This window comes from Ruegeria sp. HKCCD9138 (assembly GCF_057220975.1).
Genome location: NZ_JBWVAZ010000011.1, coordinates 82,890 through 104,043, shown reverse-complemented (window position 1 = coordinate 104,043; position 21,154 = coordinate 82,890). Strand labels below are relative to the sequence as shown.

Annotated in this window: 23 protein-coding genes and 1 riboswitch; of the genes, 12 read left to right on the top strand and 11 right to left on the bottom strand. The window is 58.5% G+C overall.

Going from position 1 to position 21,154, the window contains the following annotated elements; translation table 11 throughout:
* Window positions 1-21: 21 nt before the first annotated feature.
* Window positions 22-2,349 carry a DUF1989 domain-containing protein gene (locus AC2TEL_RS17570; RefSeq protein WP_480905730.1) on the bottom strand — a complete coding sequence of 776 codons (2,328 nt, stop codon included), beginning with the start codon at window positions 2,347-2,349 and terminating at the stop codon, window positions 22-24.
* A 104-nt stretch (window positions 2,350-2,453) separates the two neighbouring features.
* Here AC2TEL_RS17570 and AC2TEL_RS17565 point away from each other — a divergent pair, with 104 nt between their 5' ends.
* Window positions 2,454-3,482, top strand: coding sequence for a LacI family DNA-binding transcriptional regulator (locus AC2TEL_RS17565; RefSeq protein ID WP_480905727.1), 1,029 nt, complete (start codon window positions 2,454-2,456; stop codon window positions 3,480-3,482).
* 271 nt (window positions 3,483-3,753) lie between these two features.
* Here AC2TEL_RS17565 and AC2TEL_RS17560 read toward each other — a convergent pair whose 3' ends face one another.
* The gene (locus AC2TEL_RS17560; RefSeq protein ID WP_480905724.1) at window positions 3,754-4,647 is read right to left on the bottom strand and encodes an AraC family transcriptional regulator; all 894 of its coding nucleotides are present in this window, start codon (window positions 4,645-4,647) and stop codon (window positions 3,754-3,756) included.
* A gap of 163 nt (window positions 4,648-4,810) precedes the next feature.
* Here AC2TEL_RS17560 and AC2TEL_RS17555 point away from each other — a divergent pair, with 163 nt between their 5' ends.
* The 9 genes from AC2TEL_RS17555 (at window position 4,811) to AC2TEL_RS17515 (ending at window position 12,775) form a co-directional block, all read left to right on the top strand.
* Entirely contained in the window at window positions 4,811-5,626 is an 816-nt protein-coding gene (locus tag AC2TEL_RS17555; RefSeq protein ID WP_480842774.1) for an SDR family oxidoreductase, read from the top strand.
* 38 nt (window positions 5,627-5,664) lie between these two features.
* Entirely contained in the window at window positions 5,665-6,561 is an 897-nt protein-coding gene (locus tag AC2TEL_RS17550; protein WP_480905722.1) for an SDR family NAD(P)-dependent oxidoreductase, read from the top strand.
* Entirely contained in the window at window positions 6,539-7,003 is a 465-nt protein-coding gene (locus tag AC2TEL_RS17545) for a (2Fe-2S)-binding protein (protein WP_480842778.1), read from the top strand. The genes AC2TEL_RS17550 and AC2TEL_RS17545 overlap by 23 nt, the downstream gene beginning before the upstream one ends.
* A gap of 2 nt (window positions 7,004-7,005) precedes the next feature.
* Window positions 7,006-9,183, top strand: coding sequence for a xanthine dehydrogenase family protein molybdopterin-binding subunit (locus tag AC2TEL_RS17540; protein WP_480842781.1), 2,178 nt, complete (start codon window positions 7,006-7,008; stop codon window positions 9,181-9,183).
* A gap of 162 nt (window positions 9,184-9,345) precedes the next feature.
* Window positions 9,346-9,553, top strand: a riboswitch (cobalamin riboswitch).
* A 102-nt stretch (window positions 9,554-9,655) separates the two neighbouring features.
* A complete protein-coding gene (locus tag AC2TEL_RS17535) occupies window positions 9,656-10,012 on the top strand; it encodes a DUF1636 family protein (RefSeq protein ID WP_480842782.1) in 357 nt (118 codons plus the stop codon).
* On the top strand, window positions 10,009-10,794 hold the full coding sequence (locus AC2TEL_RS17530) for an ABC transporter ATP-binding protein (RefSeq protein WP_480905721.1): 786 nt from the start codon (window positions 10,009-10,011) through the stop codon (window positions 10,792-10,794). Before AC2TEL_RS17535 ends, AC2TEL_RS17530 begins: the two co-directional genes overlap by 4 nt.
* Window positions 10,795-10,812: 18 nt before the next feature.
* Window positions 10,813-11,283, top strand: a complete 471-nt coding sequence (locus AC2TEL_RS17525; protein ID WP_480905718.1) for a TroA family protein — start codon at window positions 10,813-10,815, stop codon at window positions 11,281-11,283.
* Between the two features lie 15 nt (window positions 11,284-11,298).
* Window positions 11,299-11,760, top strand: a complete 462-nt coding sequence (locus tag AC2TEL_RS17520; RefSeq protein WP_480905715.1) for an ABC transporter substrate-binding protein — start codon at window positions 11,299-11,301, stop codon at window positions 11,758-11,760.
* Window position 11,761: 1 nt separating this feature from the next.
* Window positions 11,762-12,775 carry a FecCD family ABC transporter permease gene (locus AC2TEL_RS17515; protein WP_480905712.1) on the top strand — a complete coding sequence of 338 codons (1,014 nt, stop codon included), beginning with the start codon at window positions 11,762-11,764 and terminating at the stop codon, window positions 12,773-12,775.
* A 346-nt stretch (window positions 12,776-13,121) separates the two neighbouring features.
* Here AC2TEL_RS17515 and AC2TEL_RS17510 read toward each other — a convergent pair whose 3' ends face one another.
* Complete coding sequence (locus AC2TEL_RS17510) at window positions 13,122-13,610, bottom strand: hypothetical protein (RefSeq protein ID WP_480905709.1); 489 nt, start codon at window positions 13,608-13,610, stop codon at window positions 13,122-13,124.
* Window positions 13,579-13,908 carry a hypothetical protein gene (locus tag AC2TEL_RS17505; RefSeq protein ID WP_480905707.1) on the bottom strand — a complete coding sequence of 110 codons (330 nt, stop codon included), beginning with the start codon at window positions 13,906-13,908 and terminating at the stop codon, window positions 13,579-13,581. Before AC2TEL_RS17505 ends, AC2TEL_RS17510 begins: the two co-directional genes overlap by 32 nt.
* 648 nt (window positions 13,909-14,556) lie before the next feature.
* Between AC2TEL_RS17505 and AC2TEL_RS17500 the strand changes: the two genes are divergently transcribed.
* Window positions 14,557-14,862, top strand: coding sequence for a hypothetical protein (locus AC2TEL_RS17500; RefSeq protein WP_480842792.1), 306 nt, complete (start codon window positions 14,557-14,559; stop codon window positions 14,860-14,862).
* A gap of 2 nt (window positions 14,863-14,864) precedes the next feature.
* On the opposite strand, the gene AC2TEL_RS17495 is transcribed toward AC2TEL_RS17500, so the two are convergent.
* Both AC2TEL_RS17495 and era read right to left on the bottom strand, forming a co-directional pair.
* Window positions 14,865-15,194, bottom strand: coding sequence for a DUF1491 family protein (locus AC2TEL_RS17495; RefSeq protein WP_480905705.1), 330 nt, complete (start codon window positions 15,192-15,194; stop codon window positions 14,865-14,867).
* Complete coding sequence (era, locus tag AC2TEL_RS17490; RefSeq protein WP_480905702.1) at window positions 15,191-16,099, bottom strand: GTPase Era; 909 nt, start codon at window positions 16,097-16,099, stop codon at window positions 15,191-15,193. Before era ends, AC2TEL_RS17495 begins: the two co-directional genes overlap by 4 nt.
* A gap of 158 nt (window positions 16,100-16,257) precedes the next feature.
* On the opposite strand from era, the gene AC2TEL_RS17485 reads away from it, so the two are divergent.
* Complete coding sequence (locus AC2TEL_RS17485) at window positions 16,258-17,634, top strand: multicopper oxidase family protein (RefSeq protein ID WP_480905700.1); 1,377 nt, start codon at window positions 16,258-16,260, stop codon at window positions 17,632-17,634.
* A gap of 8 nt (window positions 17,635-17,642) precedes the next feature.
* On the opposite strand, the gene AC2TEL_RS17480 is transcribed toward AC2TEL_RS17485, so the two are convergent.
* The 5 genes from AC2TEL_RS17480 to AC2TEL_RS17460 are packed head-to-tail and all read right to left on the bottom strand — an operon-like array spanning window position 17,643 to window position 21,154.
* Window positions 17,643-18,161: an N-acetyltransferase family protein gene (locus AC2TEL_RS17480; protein ID WP_480905697.1), complete on the bottom strand. Its 519-nt coding sequence runs from the start codon at window positions 18,159-18,161 to the stop codon at window positions 17,643-17,645.
* Window positions 18,162-18,184: 23 nt separating this feature from the next.
* A complete protein-coding gene (gene rnc, locus AC2TEL_RS17475; protein ID WP_480905695.1) occupies window positions 18,185-18,862 on the bottom strand; it encodes a ribonuclease III in 678 nt (225 codons plus the stop codon).
* The gene (gene lepB, locus AC2TEL_RS17470; RefSeq protein WP_480905693.1) at window positions 18,859-19,698 is read right to left on the bottom strand and encodes a signal peptidase I; all 840 of its coding nucleotides are present in this window, start codon (window positions 19,696-19,698) and stop codon (window positions 18,859-18,861) included. Before lepB ends, rnc begins: the two co-directional genes overlap by 4 nt.
* Before the next feature lie 57 nt (window positions 19,699-19,755).
* The gene (acpS, locus tag AC2TEL_RS17465; RefSeq protein WP_480842806.1) at window positions 19,756-20,175 is read right to left on the bottom strand and encodes a holo-ACP synthase; all 420 of its coding nucleotides are present in this window, start codon (window positions 20,173-20,175) and stop codon (window positions 19,756-19,758) included.
* Window position 20,176: 1 nt separating this feature from the next.
* Window positions 20,177-21,154, bottom strand: a complete 978-nt coding sequence (locus tag AC2TEL_RS17460; protein ID WP_480905690.1) for an NADPH:quinone reductase — start codon at window positions 21,152-21,154, stop codon at window positions 20,177-20,179.

Here is a 21,154-nt window from a genome sequence, read left to right as displayed (position 1 = left end):
TGCGTAAAGTTGCATGCGCCATCAGGCGCGCGCCCGCTTGCGTTGCGGGTCTATGAATGGAATGTCCGTGACGGTGGCGCCGAGCCGCTTCATTCGCCCGTCGAGTTGCCCAATCTCTAATCGCGAACCGTTGTCTGCCACTTCCACCGATAACCGTGCCATGGCGATCGCGCGTTCCAGCATCGGCGAACGGGTGGCCGAAGTGACCACGCCTACTTGCCGCTCGCCAGAGTAGACGTGCGACCCTGCGGCGGGTACGTCATCGCAGCCGATCAGCAATCCCTTGAGGATCCGGCGCGGGTCACGGGCGTTTCGTTCCAACGCAGCTTTGCCGGTGAAGTCGGATTTGTTCAGATCAACGGCAAAGCCCAACCCGGCCTCGAACGCATCGACCCCTGCGGTGAACTCGGCGTTTGCGGCGGCCAACCCTGCTTCGATGCGTATGATCTCCAGCGCGGCCGAACCCATGGGGGTGATCCCGAATTCGGCCCCGGCCTCCATCACCGCATCCCAGATCGCAACTGCATCGGACTTGGCGCAGAAGACCTCATAGCCCAGCTCGCCGGTGTAGCCTGAGCGGGACAGCATGAACGGCGTGCCTTCCCGGTCACTCAGCCGCGCGACGGTGACACCGAACCACTTCAACTGATCCAACGAAGGCACATGAGGCTGCGTAAATGCAATCTTGCGCAGCAGGTCCCGTGACTTCGGCCCCTGAATGGCAAGATTGGGCATAGCGTTCCGCATTGCATGCACCCGAACTTGCAGTTCGTGTTCAGCGGCCTGGGCCTGCAGAGCGCGACCGCTCTCCTCGGACCCGCAACACCAACGGAAAATTTCGGGGGCCAGACGGAACAACGTACCGTCATCGATTACCGATCCACTTTTGTCGCACATCAACGTGTAGGACCCGCGCCAGACCGGCAGCTTGGCGACATTGCGCGTGGTAGCTAATTGCATCAGCCTCTCGGCATCCGGGCCTACAATGTCGAACTTGCGCAGCCCGCTCATGTCCTGCACGGTGACCGTCTCGCGACAGGCCCAGTATTCACCCAGCGTACCGTGCGCCGGGTAGCTGACAGGGGTCCAAAGATCACGCGCCGGAGCGAAGTGCTGAGTCAGCGGGGCCAGTCGGTCATGAAACGCGGACTCCTGACTGATCGACATCGGGGCATCTTCCTTTTCACGATAGGCCACAGCACGGCGGATCGGGGTTTCAGGGCGATAGATACGCACATGCACATCCGTCGGATTCCAGCCGTTGATCGGATCGATGTCGTCGGGACAGGCTGTCGAGACGCACACAAGGTCCTCGAGCGCGCGCATGGCTACATAGTCGCCGGGTCGCGAATAGGATTCCTCAGTCAGGATGTGGTGGGTCGAGGCGTCGATCCAGGTGTTCCAGAAGAAGTTGATCGCAGGCCAGGCCGACCGGCGCCCAACGCCATAGGGGGCGAGTGCGTTGGACATATTGTCCGAACAATTTACGTGCCCCGGGAATCCGCGTTCTTCGTAACCTCGCGCGGTACAGGCCAAACCAAACGTGTCATGCCGGCCGCAGGTGTCCTGAACGACGTTCAGCAACGGCCGCATTTCGCGGTCATAAAACTTGTCCAGCAGACCGGGACCGGGAAAGGCACGCCGCACCATCGACCGGGTGGCGGTCGAGTCGATCATCCATTCGATTCCACGATCCAGACCATCCGCGCGGAGCGCCATGAAATCCGAACACTGCTGCCCTTCGACATCGATGATCTGAACGAACTCACCAGCTTTGAGCCCATAGGCGAACCCGGTGCCGCTCGGCACCGTGAATTCGTCTCGGGTATCTCCCAAAAGCGGTGGCAAAAATGGTCCGCTCGCGCCCGCCCGTTTGTGCAAAACTGTGACACAGCCGGCTTCAGCGCCTTCGATCAATCCGTCAATCGAAGCTGGCCGGATCATCCAGACGGTCACTGACCTGCTCGCTCGTAGAATCAAGGGATCGGTCGCAGTCGCCAGCCTGCAGCTTGGCATCGATTGCGCCGCGTCTCCGCCATTCGATCCGACCCAGCCGCAAAATTGATCGCTATTGAACTCGCCCGGATTGATGACGCCGTTCGCCTCAAGACCCAGACTTTCAAGCTTGGAGCACCCGTCATCCGAAAATGCGACTACCGCCAGAGGGTTCACCGGCGATACTCCTTCGACCGAAAGCAAGTCACCCGCGTTCATTTTCGCAACTACTGCCTCGCGCGGGGCCAGCACATAGGTCTGTGTATCGGTCGCCTTTGGAAAACCCGGAAACTTGCGCCCTGGGCTGACAAACCCGGCGTTCGTGAACTGGTGCAAGATGGTCGATCCATGCATGGTTTTGTCGGATTCTCAGTTATGAAACTAGTTACAGAGGTTGATGAAACTAGTTTCATATGTCAACTCTTTCTTGATCGATCGGAAAATGGACGCAGAAACACGTGACTCCCAAAACCCTTGAAATCAAGAAACGCGCAAACCTCAGAGACGTCGCAAAAGCTGCCGGCGTATCAGTTGCCACAGTGTCTCGGGTCCTGAATGAACCAGGCGTGGTCAAAAAGGAAACTCTGGAGAAAGTTCAGCAAGCTATCGCTGAGCTGAAATTCGTTCCTAGCGCTGCTGCCCGGGCCATCAATTCCGGTCGAACACGGTTTGTCGGCGCCTTGGTGCCAACTCTGGACAACGCAATTTTCGCCCGGTTTCTTGCCGCACTGGAGCGTGAGCTTTCCAAGCATCAACTGTCGCTCATTGTTGCAACAACAGATTCGTCCCCAACGGTCGAAGCCGAAAAAGCGCAGGGCCTTGTCGATATCGGCGCAGAAGGTTTGATCATCACCGGTGCCACACATACCGATGAATTCCATGATCTTATTGAACGGACAATGCTGCCCACGATCATCACGTCCTATTTCGACGACACCAACCATTTGCCTACCATCGGCTATGACAATGCTGCGGCGGCACAACTTGCCTTGCGACACCTGATCGATCTTGGGCACCAGCGGGTCGCCGTCGTTCATGGCCCTGCTCATAACAACGATCGGACGCAATCCCGGCTGTCGGGATTGAATGCAATGGACTGGGAAGGCGAACTTACAACCTATGAGACTGACATAAGTCTTGCTGGCGGTTCAGAAATCGGTCGGCGTATTGGCGCCGCGTCTCCGAAACCGGATGCAATTCTTTGCCTTTCGGATGTCTTGGCACTTGGCGTTCTGTTTGGCCTACAGACGCAAGGGGTTAGCGTGCCTCACGACGTCTCGTTGGTCGGACTCGACGATCTGCCAAGCTCTGCCGTGGCCGTACCCGCTGTGACGACGGTTCACTTACCGGTTTCCAGAATGGGAGAACGCGCCGCGGTCGCGCTGGCGCGCTGGATAACCGAACAGGAAAGACCCAAGGCAGAACGGCTTGAGGCCGAACTGGTGGTCAGAGACTCCGCCATTCGGCACAGGAGCAGAGCGCAATAGCAATCCATTGGAAGTTGAAACACCAACTTCCAATTAGTTTACAACGGATTGAGATCGGAAAAATCACGAGTCTTTCAAGCTGTAGGACACGCTGCAAAATGGCTGGAAGCCACGCTTTGCTATTCCAATCCCAAAAGTCAGTGAGTGACACCAAACATCGGTTACAACTTGGTCCGATGTCCGCCACCGCAACAGGTTGCCGACTTGGTTACCTGTCTTCACCCGACTTGTGATTTTGGCAACAGTGTAGGAATCGCTGATTTGGAACGTGTCATGAGGCCAGTGACACTGACGACAATTTCTGGTCACTGGGCGGCACACCAAACTTGCGCGCATATTCCCGGCTGAATTGGGTGGGACTTTCATACCCGACATCATAAGCAACCGAGGCCACTGACTTGCCGCCGCCGATCAGGAGCCTCCGGGCCTCCATCAGGCGCAGCTCTTTTTGGTATTGCAGCGGAGTAGTGGAGGTAAGCGCCTTGAAATGCTCATGGAAAGTTGATTGGCTCATCCCCGCGGCTGCGGCCAGTTCAACCACCGGCAGGTTGGCCTTGAAACTTTCTCGGATCATCGAAATCGCCTTGGAAATCCGGCTGGCCGGGCTTTCGTGCAACAATAGCTGACGCAGCATTCCACCATGCTGGGCGCGCAGCAGTCGAAAATGGATCTCTTTCAAGACCAGAGGAGCCAGCGCCTGCACCTCGATCGGGTCATGTGACATTTGGAACAGCCGCGCCGTTGCATCGATCAGGGCGGCATCGCTGTCGGCCACGCTCATCGAATGGAAGGCCCCCTCCTGCCCCTGAGCCGCGCCGACCTCGTCATAGAGGCTGCGGGCGGTTGCCAAATCCAGCCGCAATGCCAGCGACACATAGGGTTTTTCCGGCGAAGCATCGATCACTCCGGCGTTGACAGGCAGTGCGTGGCTGACAATCAGCGACTTGCCGGCGCCATAGCGGATCGTGCGATCTTCCAGATGCGCTTCCTTGGCGCCCTGTAGAACAAGACACATGATCGGCTCGTAAAACGTCGCCTCAAACTCAGTGCGGGTTTCGCTGCAAAATGCGAACAGCCCCTCAACCCCGGTTTCAGAACCTGTCCCAAGTCCACCTTTTTCGCGGACATAGCTGGAAACACTTGAAATCAGCTCCTGCGGTATCATCGGCGTTCCTCCTGTTGCCCTAGTTTATAAGCGTTGCGGGCGCGGCACAGAACCACAAATCCCGAAGCTTCGGAGGATCAGGCAGATCATTCGGAGGATCGGGCACAGGGTTCACGGCAGCGTGCTCTACCTTCGGTGCAACTGAATTGCCGGAGCCAGAGCAATGCCGCAGACCATACTTATCACCGGAGCCTCGTCAGGAATCGGCAAAGCAACTGCAAGCATGTTTGCTGAAGACGGTTGGAACGTCGTCGCCACCATGCGCAACCCAGAGAACGCCGGTAGTCTGGCGAAACGGGCAAATGTCCTTTCCACCGCGTTGGATGTGACCAAACCTGAAACCATCACAGATGCCGTGAACCAGGCCATCGACACTTTCGGGCGGATTGACGTGCTTCTGAACAATGCAGGTTATGGCGCCTACGGTCCGCTGGAAGCGTTTCCGATGGAACGGATCGAACGGCAGTTCGACACCAACGTGATTGGCCTGCTTGCGGTCACCAAGGCGGTATTGCCGCATATGCGGGCGCAAAAATCGGGAACCATCGTCAATATCTCGTCGATTGGCGGGCAGATGACATTCCCGCTGGGCACGCTTTACCACGGCACTAAGTTCGCTGTCGAAGGCCTGTCCGAAGCCTTGCACTACGAGCTCGCGGCCTGCGGCGTGAAGGTGAAGATTGTGGAACCCGGCATGATCAACACTGATTTCGGCGGTCGGTCGTTTGATTTCGCCGTAGATGAAAGCATGCCGGAATACTTGCCTGTCGTGGCAGGTATGCAGGCGGCAATGGAATCATTCGCCGCACAGGCCTCCGAGCCGGAAATGGTGGCTGGGGTCATTCGCAATGCGGTGACCGACGGCTCACCGCGTTTGCGTTATCGCGCCGGAGCGGATGCCGAGTCACTTCTGACCGCCCGCAAGGAACAGGATGACGAGACATTTATTGGCGGCATCAAGGCCCGTATGGGGTCTTAGAAGACCTTGGGTACAGACTGCATCAGGGAGGAAACATCATGTACAGACAAGCACTTGAAGCAGGCGGATTGGCCGTCGTGACCGGCGGCGCCAGCGGTGTTGGCTTTGCCGCCGCTGAACGGTTTGTGCAAGGCGGGCTGGGCGTAGTTCTCGCTGACCTGCCGGGTGATGCATTGGAACAAGCCTCGGAGAAGCTGCGCGCCATTGCCCAGTCGGACACACCCGTATTGGCGGTTCCAACAGACGTCAGCGATGCCGCCGCTGTCCGGACATTGGCAGAGGCGGCGTTTGATGCAGGCGAGGTTGCGGTTCTGATGAATAACGCAGGCATTGCCAGACGTTCGGGCAGTTGGGAGGAACCCGAAGCCTGGCGTGCCATGATTGAGGTGAACCTGTTTGGAGTGTTGAACGGCGTACATGCCTTCTTGCCCCGTATGATTGATGCCGCGCGCCCCGCCGTGGTGATCAACACAGGCTCCAAGCAGGGTATCACCACACCGCCGGGCAATCCCGGATACAATGTCTCCAAGGCCGGAGTGAAGGTCCTGACCGAGATGCTGGCCCATGACCTGCGGCAAGCAAAGGCGCCAATAACCGCACATCTTTTTGTACCCGGCTTCACTTATACAGGCATGATCGCGCGCCATATGCCCGAGAAACCCGATGCAGCCTGGACCTCGGGGCAGACCGTGGATCACATGCTCAGCCGCATGACAGCGGGCGACTTTTATATCCTGTGTCCCGACAACGACGTACCGCCGGCACGCGACCAGCGCCGGGTGGCCTGGGCTGTCGGCGATATTCTGGAAAACCGCCCCGCACTGTCACGATGGCATCCGGACTTTTCCGACGCCTTCGCCGAATTCGAAAAACCTGACTCCGACGACTCAGCCAAGGGGAGGCCCCTAAGCCATGGCAATATCACTGAAACTTAATGGCCAGACGCATCAAGTCGACGCCGAACCCGGAACCCCTTTGTTGTGGGTGATCCGGGATGAATTGAAGCTGACCGGCACCAAGTTCGGCTGCGGTGTCGCGGCTTGCGGCGCCTGCACCGTGCACCTGAATGGCGAACCGGTCCGATCCTGCCAGACCTATGTCGAAGACGTCGAGGACGCTGAGATAACGACCATCGAGAAGATTGCCGATGACAAGGTCGGCCAGGCAGTCCAGACGGCCTGGGTTGAATTGGACGTGGTGCAATGCGGCTACTGCCAGTCCGGGCAAATCATGTCCGCCGTCGGGCTTCTTCGCGAGAATCCCAAGCCGACGGTGGCAGAGATTGACGACTACATGAACGGCAATGCCTGTCGCTGCGCCACATACCAACGCATCCGAGCGGCGATTCAACGTGCATCTGAAATGATGGAGGCCTGATCATGACCCTTAAAACCTCACGCCGTGGCTTCCTGAAATCCGCTGCCGCCGCTGCCGCCGTTCTCTATGTTGGCGCTCGCCCGGATGGTACGCTGGCCGCCGGTTCCGCGCCCGCGCAGTTAAACCCGTTTGTGAAGATTGACGCCGACGGCACCGTCACTGCCATCGTAAAGCACTTCGAAAAAGGTCAGGGACCGGCGACCGGCCTCACCACCCTGATCGCCGAAGAGCTGGGTGTGTCGATCGAGGACATCCAGTACGAATTCGCGCCGTCGGACCCTTCGCGCTATGCCAATCTGGCGTTTGGACAGTTTCAGGGCACCGGCGGGTCCACCGCAATGGCCAATTCATTCATGCAGTACCGCCAAGCCGGCGCTGCGGCGCGCGACATGCTGCTCCGGGCCGCTGCTGAAGCCTGGGGCGCTGACTCCAATTCGTTGACGATCGAAAACGGCATCATCTTAGGTGTGGGGCGGCAGGCACCCATTGCGGAATTTGTAGCCGCTGCGGCGAAAATCGACCCCCCGGCCGAGCCGCGCCTGAAAGACCCCAGCGAGTTTCGTCTGATCGGCAATGCTGCGGTCAGACGCAAGGATTCTCCTCCCAAGATCAATGGCACTGCGATTTACGCGATGGATCTGCACCTGCCGGATCAGATGGTTGTCGTCATCGCCCGTAGTCCGTGCATGGGCGGCCTCGCTTCCGGGTTTGACGAGGGGGCGGCCAGAGAAATCAAAGGTTACATCCGTTCCGCAGTCCTGCCCAACAAGGCAGGCGTTGCCGTTTACGCCGAAACCACCTGGGCCGCTTTTCAGGCACGCGAGGCAATAACCGTTGATTGGGATTTCTCCAATGCCGAGAACCGCGACTCGGGCGAAATCCGCGAACAGCTATTGGCCGCGGTTAACAGTGATCCCGAGTACAACGTTACAGGTGCGGACCAAACAACCACAGCAGCGTTGATTGACGGTGCAGACAATGTCGTCGAGCAGACCTTCTATTTCCCCCTGCTGGCACACGCTCCGATGGAACCGTTGACCTGTACCATCGAAGCCAACGAAGACGGCGGCATCACCCTGCATGACGGGGCCCAGATGCCGACCGGACCGCATTTCGCACTTGCCGAGATCTTTCAGTTGCCAATGGAAATGATCCGTATCAACACGGTGTTCGCAGGCGGCTCATTTGGGCGGCGCGCAACACCAACAGCGGACTATCAGGTCGAAGCCGCGCTTGCCTTTGCGATTACCGACCGCTCGCGACCCGTAAAACTGGTCTGGTCGCGTGAGGATGACATCACCGGTGGGTACTACCGCCCCGCCGTGGCGCATAAAGTGCGTGTGGGTCTGGACGCAAATGGAAACATCGCCGGCTGGGATCACCGCATCGCCGCCCAGTCGATCATGAAAGGCACCGCGTTCGAAAGCCTGATCGTGCACAACGGCGTGGACCACAGCTCGGTCGAAGGCGTGACCGAGAACCCCTATCAAATCCCGGGGCAGTTCATCGGTCTAAGCGATGTGGCAAAGGCCACATCTGTTCTCTGGTGGCGCTCGGTCGGACATACCCACACGGCCTACGTCATGGAGACCATGATGGACGAAGCCGCCCGTGCCGCAGGTCGCGATCCGGTTGAGTTCCGCCTGGCCCTGCTGGAAGGCAGCGGCAATGATCAGAAGCGATTGGCCGGTGTGCTAAAATTGGCGGCGGAAAAGGGCAACTGGGGCAACGCGCCCGAGGGACGCAACCAGGGCATTGCCGTTCACAAAAGCTTTGGCAGCTACGCGGCCGAAGTCGTGGAAATATCCGGCAACGCCGATGACGGGGTGAAGATCGAGAAGGTAACCTGCGCCATCGACTGCGGACTTGCAGTCAACCCGGACGTGATCAAGGCACAGATGGAAGGTGGCATCGGGTATGGTATCGGTCATGTGATGCGGGACGAAATAACCCTGACGGATGGTGTCGTAGACCAGTCCAACTTTCCCGATTTCGAGCCGTTGAGAATCGGCGATATCGGCGCAATCGAAGTTCATATCGTACCTTCCGCCGAAATGCCCACCGGAGTTGGTGAACCCGGCACCCCGCCGTCCGCTCCGGCACTGGCCAACGCCATCGCCGCGACCGGTCCGCGGGTGACGGAATTGCCAATGATCAGCAGCGGCGTCAGCTTCGTATGACAACTAACCCTGCGCCGGTCGGTTCTTAGATCGGCGCAGGGGTCCAATCGCCTATTTCCAATGTTGCACCAGTACGATTAGCTGCCTGGCGGTTCACAGATTACTTCCCACCCAGCAAATCGTGTTTTCAAAAGTTCCATATTGACGCAACCTGCGTTCTCGGGCACTCAAACGCGTGATGGTTCCCGATGGTCCACCCAAGGGATGAAAAGGGAATACGGTGAGGTCTGCCATTTGGCGCCAATTCCGTGACTGCCCCCGCAACTGTAAGCGGCGAGCGACGCCAAACAGCCACTGGTCCTTGAGACCGGGAAGGATGGCCAAGCATCGACCCGCAAGTCAGGAGACCTGCCATCAGATGTTCAACCAACCCGGGGCGGGGCGTCCTGGAAGGAGGCTTTGATGGCACGTTCGATACGTGTTTACCTGAACGGCACCTTCTGTCCACGCTTGGCAACAAGCGGAGCGGGCAATGCCAGAGACACCTGATCATTTCCTTCTGATATGCTCGACTTGTGGCGGGGAATTGCCAGTTGACGCTATTCGAAACGCGCTGACTGGCAGGCTTCCTGAGGGATTTGCTGTTCGCACCGTTGCTTGCATGGCGGGCTGCGCACAGCCAACGACCGTCGGGTTTCAGGCTGTCGACAAAGCGCAATACCTCTTCGGCAGCATTCAAACGCCGCAAGAGGTGGAAGCGCTGGCCGAGTTTGCACACCAATATCGCGACAGCGTGGATGGGTGGACCAACGCCACGGACCGACCGCGCCCGTTATTTTCAAAAACTCTTTCTCGCTTGCCCCGGATCCGATTGGAGGAGCCCTCATGACGACCTCGACCTTTCTGGCTGCGCGTGATCTCGAATACTATGCGCTCAACGGTGACGTGCTGCTGCAAGGCGCCTCGTTCGAGCTGGACGAGGGTGCGATTCTGGCAATCGCCGGCCCAAATGGGGCAGGAAAGACAACTCTTCTGAACCTGTTGTGCGGAACCGTTGAGATTGGTTTGGGCGATGTTCAGGTCAATGGGCGTAGTCTCAAACATATGCCCGCCAAAGAGCGGGCCCGCATGATCGCCGTTGTCAGCCAGCAGGAGCTTCCGGATGGCAGGTTGTTTTTGCGAGATTACGTCGCCTTGGGCCAGATTCCGATCTGGCCAGATCGTTCAGCAGAGGAGCATGCAGCAGAGCTGTCCAGAATTCTGGACCTGACGGGCCTCGGCGCATTGGCAGACAAACGCATGGCAGTGTTGTCGGGAGGCGAACGTCAAAGAGCTCATATCGCCCGCGCGCTGGCTCAGAATCCGTCCTTGCTGTTTCTGGACGAACCCACCAACCACCTCGATCCCGACGCCAAGGGGCGCATGCTGTCTCTGGTTGCCGAACTGGGCATAACGGTGGTCATGATCGTCCACGATCTGGTGATGATCCCGGAATTTGCCACGCATGTGGCGTTGATGAAATCCGCACGGCTGACCGGTTTTGGATCGGTCGCCGAAGTGCTGACCCCTGAACGGGTTCGCGACACATTCGGCGTCGATTACCTGTGCTTTCACCATGAAGGGCGCGTGATCCCGGCATTGGATATCCGAAAAACCACTGTTTCTACTTAAGAAAAGGAAAACTCTGAAATGAAGAACATCTGGTCTGTGGCGCTGATGACAGCCATGGCTGGCGGCGCTGCCGCGCATGAGGTCACCGTCGACAATTGCGGCGAGCCGCTTGTGTTTGAGTCGCAACCCGAACGCCTGGTCGTGCACGACATGAACATGACCGACATGGCCTTTGCACTGGGTCTGCAGGACAAGATCGTCGGCCTTACCGGCATCACCGGATGGTACAAGACCAGCCCGGAATTCGACACGCTGCGCGGTGACATCCCCGAGCTTGCGCCGAAATACCCAACTGTTGAAAACCTCGTGGCGGTCGAACCCGACCTGTTCTTTGCAGGCTGGTATTACGGCATGAAGCCCGGCGGCGACGTGACCCCGGACACGCTTGAGCCGTTTGGCATCAAGACGATGATCCTGTCCGAAAGCTGCGTGCATCTGGACAAGGACCGCCCCGAAGCCAGTATGAACCTGCTGTTCGATGATGTTTAGCGTCTGGGCAAGGTCATGCATGTCGAAGATAAGGCCGAGGCGTTGGTGAGCGGCTGGAAAGATGAACTTGCCGCGATCGAGGCGCAGACGGCCGATCTTCCCAAGCCGCGTGTCTTCCTGCTGGACGGGCCGGCGGACGCACCCTTTACTGCTGGTAAGTTCGCCATCCCCGACGCGATGATTGCTGCCGCTGGTGGCAAGAACGTCACTCATGCCATGGACACAAGCTGGGGCCGCACCTCGTGGGAGGCGGTAGCCGCTGCCAACCCTGAATTCCTCGTGCTGCTCGACTATCAAACTGGCAACGGCGCGGCGGATACGTTCAAATTCCTGCAAGATCATCCGGTGATGTCTCAGACGGATGCAGTGAAAAATGAGCGCTGGATTGGCCTACGGTACGAGGAATTGACCCCGGGACCGGCAAATATCGAGGCGATCTCGAAGATGGTGCAGGCCATGCACCCCGTCCTCAACTAACATGGGCCGATTGGGCCTGACACTTCTGCTGGGGGCGGTCGTATTGACCGCCCTCTTGCTGATTTCAACCATCTACGGCACCACACCTATCCCCGCGGCAGACGCGTTCAACGCGGTTCTTTTGGGAACCGGGCCAGCCAACGGAGAAATGACGCCTCTTCATCGGATCGTGTTCGACCTGCGTCTGCCGCGCGCAATGTTCGCTGCGGTGATCGGAGCTGGGCTGGGGATCGTTGGCGTGGTCCTGCAAACCACAACGCGCAACGATCTGGCCGACCCGTTTCTTTTCGGCCTGTCCTCGGGCGCCGCAGCCGGGGCCGTGTTTGTCATCACAGTAACCGGTGATATTTTGGGGTTCTGGACCTTGCCGCTGGCCGCCTTCTGCGGGGGGCTCGTAGCGTCCGGGATCGTGCTGGCGCTGGTGCATGGGCTGCGTACAAGCGCGCCGGAAAAGCTGATCCTCGCAGGGCTTGCGGTGTCTTTCCTGTTCTCCGCCATCACCAATTATCTGATATTCGCAGGCGATAGCCGCGCGGCCCATTCGGTCATCTTCTGGATGCTTGGTGGGCTGGGCCTGGCCCGTTGGGAGACCTTCCCACTGGTTTGCGCCGGTCTGGTGTTGATCCTGACCTATTCGCTGTATCGCAGCCGCTGGTTGGACGCATTGCTGACAGGAGATCTGACGGCCGCGACGCTTGGTGTACCGGTGCAGGGCCTGCGGTTCCGCATGTTCTTCACGGCCGCCCTTGCAACAGCAGTGTTCGTCTCGGTCGCAGGAGTGATTGGTTTTGTCGGCTTGATGGTACCGCACATCGCAAGAGGTATCGCCGGAACATTGCACAGCCAACTTCTACCAACCGCTGCGATTGTCGGCGCAGCGCTGCTGACGGGATCGGACATCCTCAGCAGGTTACTGCTTGCGCCGCAGGAACTGCCTGTGGGGATTGTGACGACATCGATCGGATCAGTTTTCGTGTTTATTCTGCTGTTTCGAACAGCAAAGGCTCAGAAGTGAGTCTTCAATAGAATTGGTGTTATTGTTGCTGAAGCTGATGAAGCCTGAGAGGGCAGGCTCACTCCAAGCATTCACCAACGAAAGAAGGCAAGTCGGCGGGATTCCTCGAGCTGCGAAAGCGCTTACAAAGCGTTCGACGTTGCCCTGCTCGGCCATTCAAATTGACCGGGGCCGCTAAACCGCCCCCGCACCTGTCGATCTTGTCTTAGAACTTCAGCAAAAAGCCTCCCGACTATCACCACTCACTAAGATAGTCGGGAGGCGGCCCAACCGGTCCAGCGGGCCGCGACACAACAGAGGTAATACAAAATTCGTGTCGCATTCGCATATTTGAACCTAAAATGAATCATTTCAAGAAATTTATCGCGCGCAAACTTGTTGATTTGCGCGCGACCCCGGCTTTCCACTTAGTTGCGACGGCTTTCGCGGCGGAGCAATTCGGCTGTCGCCGCCCCTTCTTTCTGTTTTTCCAGAACGGCGGAACATCTCCGGCCATGATGCATCCATACGGGTCGACATAATCCTCGATCTCGGCAATTTCGTAGGACCATATCTGTGACACGACGCTCTCTGCGGTTTTGTAGCTGAAGGGCGGCTCTGCCGCATCTACTGGGCCGGCATGGAACCGGATATCAGCCTTTCGGTTTGGGCTTTCAACTTCTGCTCGGTTGTCACCGACCCCATGCGGTGATTGTGTTCCGACCGTGAATGGTTCCGACCGGCACCATGCGCAGTGATCTAGGGTTGTCACAAACGGGTTTTCGCGGAACGCATCCAGCAGCTTCAGCGTGGTTGTGAACCTCTTACCCCCCCCGAGCGCGTCCGCCCGGTCCAAATTGCGTCACCGTCTGTGCGGCATGCAAAACTGCACTGGGATCAGCCTCTCCCAGATCATTCGTCGTTACCGAGCAACAGATATCAACCGCGTGCATCGCCGAATGGATCGCATTACGCGCCACAGCGACAACACCAACTGGGTTTGCACCAACCGGCCCGTCCAGGCAGGCATCCGGCATGATGGAAGACACCCCGACAGTCGGAGGTTGCATCGGAGCAGTCGTGGTTTCCTGAGCTTTCGAGATGTTGTCCTTTTCATCCGAGTGCGTTGCGTCGGTATTTGCGTGAAGCGCCACTTCTCTGTGCTGACGCAGCACTAGGGCTGCAGCGGTCGGTGGGGTCTCGCCTCAGGCATCTGCCGTATGCGTACCGCCCCAAACCGTTTGGTCCGCATCTCATTCGCGCGGGCCATCAGGACCGGGAACTTCTTACCGGGCGGTGGCCCCGGTCATTCAGATGTTCCACCGTCACCGGGCCGAATGTCTTTCTTCCATCATCTTTATTCCTTCAAATTCAGGTCCCGACGAAAAGGGGAGGAGAAACAGTTCGGGAGGCTCGCCCGCATCTGAATGGGCAGATGCGCTTGCCAACTGCACGCTGGCACGGAGACGAGTTGAACCCGCTCGACCTATCCCTGTAGAGCCAAATAGTTCCTTCGGCAGCTGCCGGGGTATCCCATTTGCAATGGGTCAGTAGGACAATGAAATTGCGGAACATTCAGCACGTTCAGCACCGCGATTTCCATCCCGCCGTGCAGGGCGTCCACGATTTCGTGCGGCAGCGCAGCCATGAAATCCACGTTCTTTGACGCCGCGAAAATGCCCGCCAGTCACCTGCTGTTCAGGACCACCGCCTTCTAACCGGAAAGGCGCCCGACGATCACCAACTTGACAATGGCCCCTTGATATTCATTAATTAACAGTATCGTTAAATAGGAGGCCATCATGCGAGGAATCACCATTACCTACAGCTTCGATGGCGACGAAGCCGACTGGCAGGCTACAACCAGTGCCTTCATTGCGGCCATCGAAGCTGATCCGGATGCCGCCGGTAAATTCACGTATCAGGTTGCCGTCGCCGATGATGGAAAATCCCGGTTTCATTGGGGTCGGTGGGACAGTGCCGAAACACTGGCGCACGTGCAGTCGCAGCCGTATTTCAAAACCTTTGCCGTCAAGGTTCGGGAATTTGCAGGAGGCGCGCCCAACGCAGTTGGGCATGATGTCAAAGCAAAAACAAGCGGGTGGTAGAGCTAGTCCAGCCCCTCTTCCCCCAACAGATGCCGTCCCTGCCGGTCCTCGACCTCAATCACCCAGAGGTCGGGGTCAAAGCTGCGCTGACGTTGGATGGCGTCGTCAACCTCGGCTTCGGGGCCGCCAGAGAGCTCAACCCATTTCCGCTCGCCGCTCATCAGGTCGAAACTGCGCTGGAACGCGACGGCCTGCCCGTCCAGAGTGTTGAGCTTGACCAGAACCGCACCAGCCGTGTCATCTCCGTGAGCCACGACAAATGCCGGGATTTCCTGAAATCGCAACCGCGCCAGATAAGCGTGCACCCAGAATTCAGCCGTCAGGCGGCTCATGCGTTGCCGTCTTTGAAGTCCAGGCCCATTTCCGAATAGCGCTCGGATTCTTCGAGCCAGTTGGGCCTGACTTTCACTTGCAGGAACAGGTGGATCTTCCGGTCGAGGAATTCTTCCAGCTCGGCCCGTGCGGCTTGGCTAACTGCCTTGATCGTCTCGCCGCGCTTACCCAGAACGATGCCCTTGTGTCCATCGCGCATGACATAGATGACCTGATCGATCTTGGCCGAACCGTCTTTGCGTTCCTCCCAGCTTTCGGTCTCGACCGTCAGTTGATAGGGCAGTTCCTGATGCAGGCGCAGCGTCAGTTTCTCGCGTGTCATCTCTGCGGCGATCATGCGCAGAGGCAGATCTGCGATCTGATCTTCGGGGTAGAGCCAAGGCCCTTCGGGCAGTTCAGAGGCCAGCCATTTGCGCAGGTCATCGACACCATAACCCTTTTCGGCCGAGATCATGAAGGTTTCGGCAAAGGGATAACGCGCGTTCAGGTCACTGGTCAGAGTCAAAAGCGCCTCGGACGGGACCCTGTCGATCTTGTTGATCGCCAGCGCGATCCTGCGCCCCTGCCCAATCTCGTCCAGACCTTCGAGGATGCGTTCGACACCTTCCGTGATCCCGCGATGCGCCTCGACCAACAGCACGACGATATCAGCATCCGCAGCCCCGCCCCAGGCTGCCGCGACCATGGCGCGGTCCAAACGGCGACGGGGTTTGAAAAGACCCGGCGTATCAACGAAGACCAGTTGCGCATCACCTTCCATCGCCACGCCGCGGATGCGGGCGCGTGTGGTTTGCACCTTATGCGTCACGATCGAGACCTTGGCCCCGACCATGCGGTTCAGAAGGGTGGATTTGCCTGCGTTGGGCTCACCGATCAGGGCGATAAATCCGGCGCGTGTGGTCATGTTCAATGCGATCCTGTTTACAAGTCGACACCCCTATCGCAGAACGCCGCGGCGGGCCAGAGGGATTTGTCGCATTGCAGCCATGCGTCAACAATGGCAGGAATGCCAGGCGCCGAGCCAGACCCAGCCAGGCGATTACCCAAAACATGAGGCAGGTTATGAAACGCCGTGAGTTTCTTGTCGGCAGCGGTGCCGCAGCAGGTGTATTGGGTCTGGGCGGTTTTGGCCTGGCCGGGAATACGCAGGAGCTGGTGATACAACCCTCCAGCTTTACTTTGCGGGAACAGGTTACGACCGGGATGGTCAGCCTTTCGCCGGAGGCGCCGCCTCCGGTCCTATTTGGTCGGCAAGGAAAGGCAATGCGGCTACCGGTCCGAAACGCGACCTCGGACTACACAGCGATGCATTGGCACGGGATGCGTATCGCCAATGAAATGGACGGGGTGCCTTATCTGACGCAAATGCCGATAGGAGAAGGTGAGCTGTTCGAGTACGAGTTCACACCGCCTGATGCGGGTACATATTGGTATCACCCGCATTGCATGACCATGGATCAGATGGCCCGCGGCTTCACCGGTGTTATGGTGATTGCCGAGGCTGAAGACCCCGGTTTCGACAGCGATCAGGTCATCAACCTGCGTGACTTCCGACTAGATGAAAATGATCAGTTCTTGCCCGCATATACAGCGCGGGGCGCGGCGCGAGCCGGAACGTTTGGCAATCTGCAGACCGCGAACTGGTTGATTAAACCTATCTATGACCATGACGCCGGTGGATTGGTCCGTCTGAGGGTGGTGAACACAGACACGACGCGCATCTACAAGCTCCATCTTGAGGGTGCCGAGGCTCGGATCATTGCGTGGGATGGTCATCCGGTCGAAATCGACCTTCCCATGCCCAGCGCCGACGACCCTTTGCTGGTTGCACCCGGCCAAAGGGTGGATTTTGCGGTGGTGATGCCGTCAGACGAGGGGCAGACCGTCGACCTTATGGCCAAATTTCCCGGCCAGTCGCATCGCGCCATGGCTCAATTGCGCGCAGTTGGCGCATCCGCGTCGCGCGAGCTGCATGAGCTGCGACCTTTGCCGGCTAATCCAGTGATCAAACCGGATCTGGCGAAGGCGGACGTGCATGAGTTCGTCTTTGGCTGGACGCCAGAGGGAGGTGAACCGAGAAACGGATTTTGTGGATCGCTGGGGTACAATTTCTGGTCTATCAACCGCAAACCGTGGCCCGGCGATGCGGCACAGGGTGTCGGTCCACTGGCTACGTTGGAAATGGGCAAAAGCTATGTTCTGCGCCTGCGGAATGAATCCCCCAATCTGCATCCGATCCATCTGCACGGGCTGGCGTTCCTGCCGCTGAAATCGAACCTGCGCCGCCTGCCTCCGCTGATGACGGACACGATGCTTCTGCTCAAGGACGAGATCGTCGAGATTGCACTGGTTGCGGACAATCCCGGTGATTGGGCGTTTCACTGCCACGTGATTGAACATCAGAAGACTGGGCTGACGGGTTTTATCCGCGTGGCCTGAGCCCCGACCTACTCGGACGTCTCCAAGGATAACGCCAACACGTCGTTTGGGTATGCCTGTTCATGAATACGGAAATCCGTGGTTCCGACCCGCCGAACCCCTTGGGCCAGGTAGAATTCAATCGCCGGAGCGTTCTGAGAGTTTGTCGTCAACCAGACAGATCTTTGACCGATATCCCGGCAATGATCCACGGCCTGTTGCAACAGCGTTTTGCCGATGCCCTTTCCGTGGTGGCGCGGTTGTACGTAGAAAGTTGCAATTTCCACGTCAGACATCCCTGCGACCGGCGCGATGCTACCCTCGGTCACGTGAATGAAGCCGTCGATACCGTCACAATTCTCGGACACCGCAATGAAATCATTTGAACTTTCGACCAAGCTCTCAAACCGGGCGGCCGTGAATTCCGACAGCACGTATTCGGCAAAAATCGAGCTGACACCCTGCCGCAAATACGTCCCGACCCAGACCTCTATGGAAAGTGCGGCAAGACTGGCGGCATCCGATTTGCAGGCAGGCCTTATCTTCATCGGTCAGCTTTATCGGGCGCGGGTCAGCCCAATTGCTCCAACAGCGCCTTGGCGGCGGCTTGCTCGGCCTGCCGTTTCGATCCGGCGGTGGCCTGCGCTTCGGTGCCGTCCTGCAATCGGGCAGCGATAGTGAAAACAGGGGCGTGATCTGGACCGCTGCGTTTGACTTCAATGTAGCTGGGTGGCTTCTGGCCACGAGCTTGCGCCCATTCCTGCAATGACGTTTTGGCGTCGCGTGCATCAGCCTCGACGTTATGTATCCGATCACCCCAGAGCCGGAGGATCACATCGCGCGCGGCTTCGAATCCGGCATCGCGGTAGACGGCGGCAATAACCGCCTCCATCGCGTCACCCAGCAGGGCCTGTTTGCGGCGGCCGCCCGACAACATCTCGGACCGGCCCAGTTTCAGTACCGCCCCCAGATCGATTTGGCGCGCTACGTCCGCGCAGGTTTCCTTGCGGACCAAAGCGTTGAAACGGGGGGCCAGTTGGCCTTCGGACGCATTCTTGTCGGCCTCCAGCAATGCGGTGGCCATCACCAGACCCAACACCCGGTCGCCCAGAAACTCCAGCCGCTGATTGTCGGGACGAGTTGGGGAAGACACCGACCCATGTGTTAGCGCCCGCACCAGCAAAGCGGGGTTGTCGAATTCGTACCCCAATCTGTGCTGGAACGCCTTTATTTCAGCCGAAAGCTTCAATTGACCGCCTTGAAGAAACGGTCGCCGCGCCAGGTCCAGAAGAACAGCATCGAACGGCCCGCAGACGAGAACATGATCCGGTCCGCACGGCCAATCAGGTTCTGATACGGCACGAACCCAACGCCACCGGCGGATTGCGGCAGGCGACTGTCCGCAGAATTATCGCGGTTGTCGCCCATAAAGAAATAATGACCTTCGGGTACGGTGTAGACACCCGTGTTGTCAGACCCCTGGTTGCCGATGTTTAGGACATCGTAAGACACACCATTGGGCAGAGTTTCGATCAGCCGGGACTTTTCGCAGACACCGCCCATGCCGACCGGACCATTTTCGCAACGCGGGCGAAGGCCCTGCGGTCCCTGCGGCTCGGCAATCTCGGTGAACACGCCATCGGGTTGCTGCGGCACAGGAGTGCCGTTCAGGATGATCTGCCCCTCGCGTATCTGGATGCGGTCGCCCGGCAGACCGATCAGGCGCTTGATATAATCGCGCCCGGTTACCGGATGGCGGAACACGATCACGTCGCCGCGTTCAGGCTCACCACCCCAGATGCGGCCGTCGCCATCGCCCTGCATCCAGCCGCAGATATCTTCTGCATCGATATTCAGGCCGACACTGGGAATGATCAAGCTTGGGCATGAAGCGTAGGAATAGCCATAGGCCATCTTGTTGACGAACAGGAAATCCCCGATCAGCAGGGTCTGCTTCATCGAACCCGAGGGAATCCAGAAGGGTTGAAAGAACAGGGTTCGGAATACGCCTGCGATCAGCAGAGCGTAGACGATTGTTTTGATCGTCTCCCAGATCCCGCTTCCGGATTTGGCTTCCTCGGCCATACTGCTCTCCAGTCCTTGCTTCGTTGGGGTGCTACATGCGTGTCGGCTGGGGGCAAGTCAAGGCTGCGCGGTGCTATCTTGGATCGGGCGCGCCTCGATCACCACGAAGGCCTGCGCCCAGGGGTGATCATCTGTCAGGGTGACGTGGATGATCGCCTCATGCCCTTCAGGGGTCATCTCTTTTAGACGTTCGGCGGCCCAACCGGTGACATGCATGACGGGCTGCCCGGTGCGCAGGTTGGTAACGGCCATGTCCTTCCATGCGATGCCCATACGCAGACCGGTTCCCAGTGCCTTTGAGCACGCCTCTTTCGCGGCCCAGCGCTTGGCGTAGGTGCCTGCGGAATCGTGCCGCCTCTCAGCCTTGCGCTGCTCGATATCGGTGAAAACACGGTTGCGAAACCGGTCGCCAAAGCGGTCGAGCGTGCCCTGAATGCGGTCGATATTCGCGAGGTCTGTGCCGATGCCGAGGATCATATCATACCTCCAACACTACGGTTCCCAGCTTTTGCCCAGCTTCGATCAATTCATGCGCCGCGGCGGCATCTTCGAGCCGTCCTGCCGCGACAACGGCATGTTTCAGTGCATTTTGTTCCAGCCACTGTCGTAACTGAGCTTCGCCCTTGCGCCGCGCCACTGCATCCAGCTGGTAAACGATTAGCATGTGCAGGCTGATATTCTTGAACATGAACCCATAGAAATCGAGTTCCGGGCGCATCTGGGACGCCGACGCGTAGCTGGCTATCGTCCCACCCGGTCGGATCAGCACTTGCGAGGCATCCTGGTTGGCGGCGAAATCCACCTCTACGATACGATCAACACCCGCACCTTCGGTCAGGTCCATCACTGCTTCGGAGACGTTCTGTGTGCGATAATTCACCCATTCGGAAGCGGTGGAATGCGCGGCTTTTTCTTTGGAACTTACGGTAGTGATGACCCGCGCGCCGCCCAAAGCGGCCATCTGGCAGGCATACCGCCCAACGGTTCCAGCACCCCCTGTCACCAGGATTGTCTTATCTGCAATCGGGCCATCGCAATACAAGGCATACCATGCCGTCATCGCCGGGATCCCGAAACACGCAGCTTCGGTAAAACTGGTCGTTGCTGGCAAGAAAACGGCTTGTTCTGACGGCACCGCAATGAACTCGGCACCGGTGCCAAAAGCGCGTTGCCATTGGCCGTTCCAGATCCAGACACGTTCGCCAACCCGCGCCGGATCGACACCATCACCAACGGCTTCAATCACCCCTGCACCGTCAGAATGTGGAATGATGACGGGGTATTGCATGACCGCGCCGGGTCGGGCGCCGCCCCGCAGCTTGACGTCCGAAGGGTTTATACCGGTCGCATGAACCCGCACCAGAACCTCTCCTGGTCCAGCCACTGGATCAGGCAAGTCAATCAGTTCCAATACGTCGGGCGCAGGGCCAAAGCCACGGTAAGCAACTGCTTTCAT

Bases quoted from the DNA above. Each gene is read 5' to 3' on its own strand.
- AC2TEL_RS17570 (WP_480905730.1), bottom strand. From the start codon at position 2,349: ATGCATGGATCGACCATCTTGCACCAGTTCACGAACGCCGGGTTTGTC.
- AC2TEL_RS17560 (WP_480905724.1), bottom strand. From the start codon at position 4,647: ATGATACCGCAGGAGCTGATTTCAAGTGTTTCCAGCTATGTCCGCGAA.
- AC2TEL_RS17555 (WP_480842774.1), top strand. From the start codon at position 4,811: ATGCCGCAGACCATACTTATCACCGGAGCCTCGTCAGGAATCGGCAAA.
- AC2TEL_RS17550 (WP_480905722.1), top strand. From the start codon at position 5,665: ATGTACAGACAAGCACTTGAAGCAGGCGGATTGGCCGTCGTGACCGGC.
- AC2TEL_RS17545 (WP_480842778.1), top strand. From the start codon at position 6,539: ATGGCAATATCACTGAAACTTAATGGCCAGACGCATCAAGTCGACGCC.
- AC2TEL_RS17540 (WP_480842781.1), top strand. From the start codon at position 7,006: ATGACCCTTAAAACCTCACGCCGTGGCTTCCTGAAATCCGCTGCCGCC.
- AC2TEL_RS17535 (WP_480842782.1), top strand. From the start codon at position 9,656: ATGCCAGAGACACCTGATCATTTCCTTCTGATATGCTCGACTTGTGGC.
- AC2TEL_RS17530 (WP_480905721.1), top strand. From the start codon at position 10,009: ATGACGACCTCGACCTTTCTGGCTGCGCGTGATCTCGAATACTATGCG.
- AC2TEL_RS17525 (WP_480905718.1), top strand. From the start codon at position 10,813: ATGAAGAACATCTGGTCTGTGGCGCTGATGACAGCCATGGCTGGCGGC.
- AC2TEL_RS17520 (WP_480905715.1), top strand. From the start codon at position 11,299: ATGCATGTCGAAGATAAGGCCGAGGCGTTGGTGAGCGGCTGGAAAGAT.
- AC2TEL_RS17515 (WP_480905712.1), top strand. From the start codon at position 11,762: ATGGGCCGATTGGGCCTGACACTTCTGCTGGGGGCGGTCGTATTGACC.
- AC2TEL_RS17500 (WP_480842792.1), top strand. From the start codon at position 14,557: ATGCGAGGAATCACCATTACCTACAGCTTCGATGGCGACGAAGCCGAC.
- AC2TEL_RS17495 (WP_480905705.1), bottom strand. From the start codon at position 15,194: ATGAGCCGCCTGACGGCTGAATTCTGGGTGCACGCTTATCTGGCGCGG.
- era (WP_480905702.1), bottom strand. From the start codon at position 16,099: ATGACCACACGCGCCGGATTTATCGCCCTGATCGGTGAGCCCAACGCA.
- AC2TEL_RS17485 (WP_480905700.1), top strand. From the start codon at position 16,258: ATGAAACGCCGTGAGTTTCTTGTCGGCAGCGGTGCCGCAGCAGGTGTA.
- AC2TEL_RS17480 (WP_480905697.1), bottom strand. From the start codon at position 18,161: ATGAAGATAAGGCCTGCCTGCAAATCGGATGCCGCCAGTCTTGCCGCA.
- lepB (WP_480905693.1), bottom strand. From the start codon at position 19,698: ATGGCCGAGGAAGCCAAATCCGGAAGCGGGATCTGGGAGACGATCAAA.
- acpS (WP_480842806.1), bottom strand. From the start codon at position 20,175: ATGATCCTCGGCATCGGCACAGACCTCGCGAATATCGACCGCATTCAG.
- AC2TEL_RS17460 (WP_480905690.1), bottom strand. From the start codon at position 21,154: ATGAAAGCAGTTGCTTACCGTGGCTTTGGCCCTGCGCCCGACGTATTG.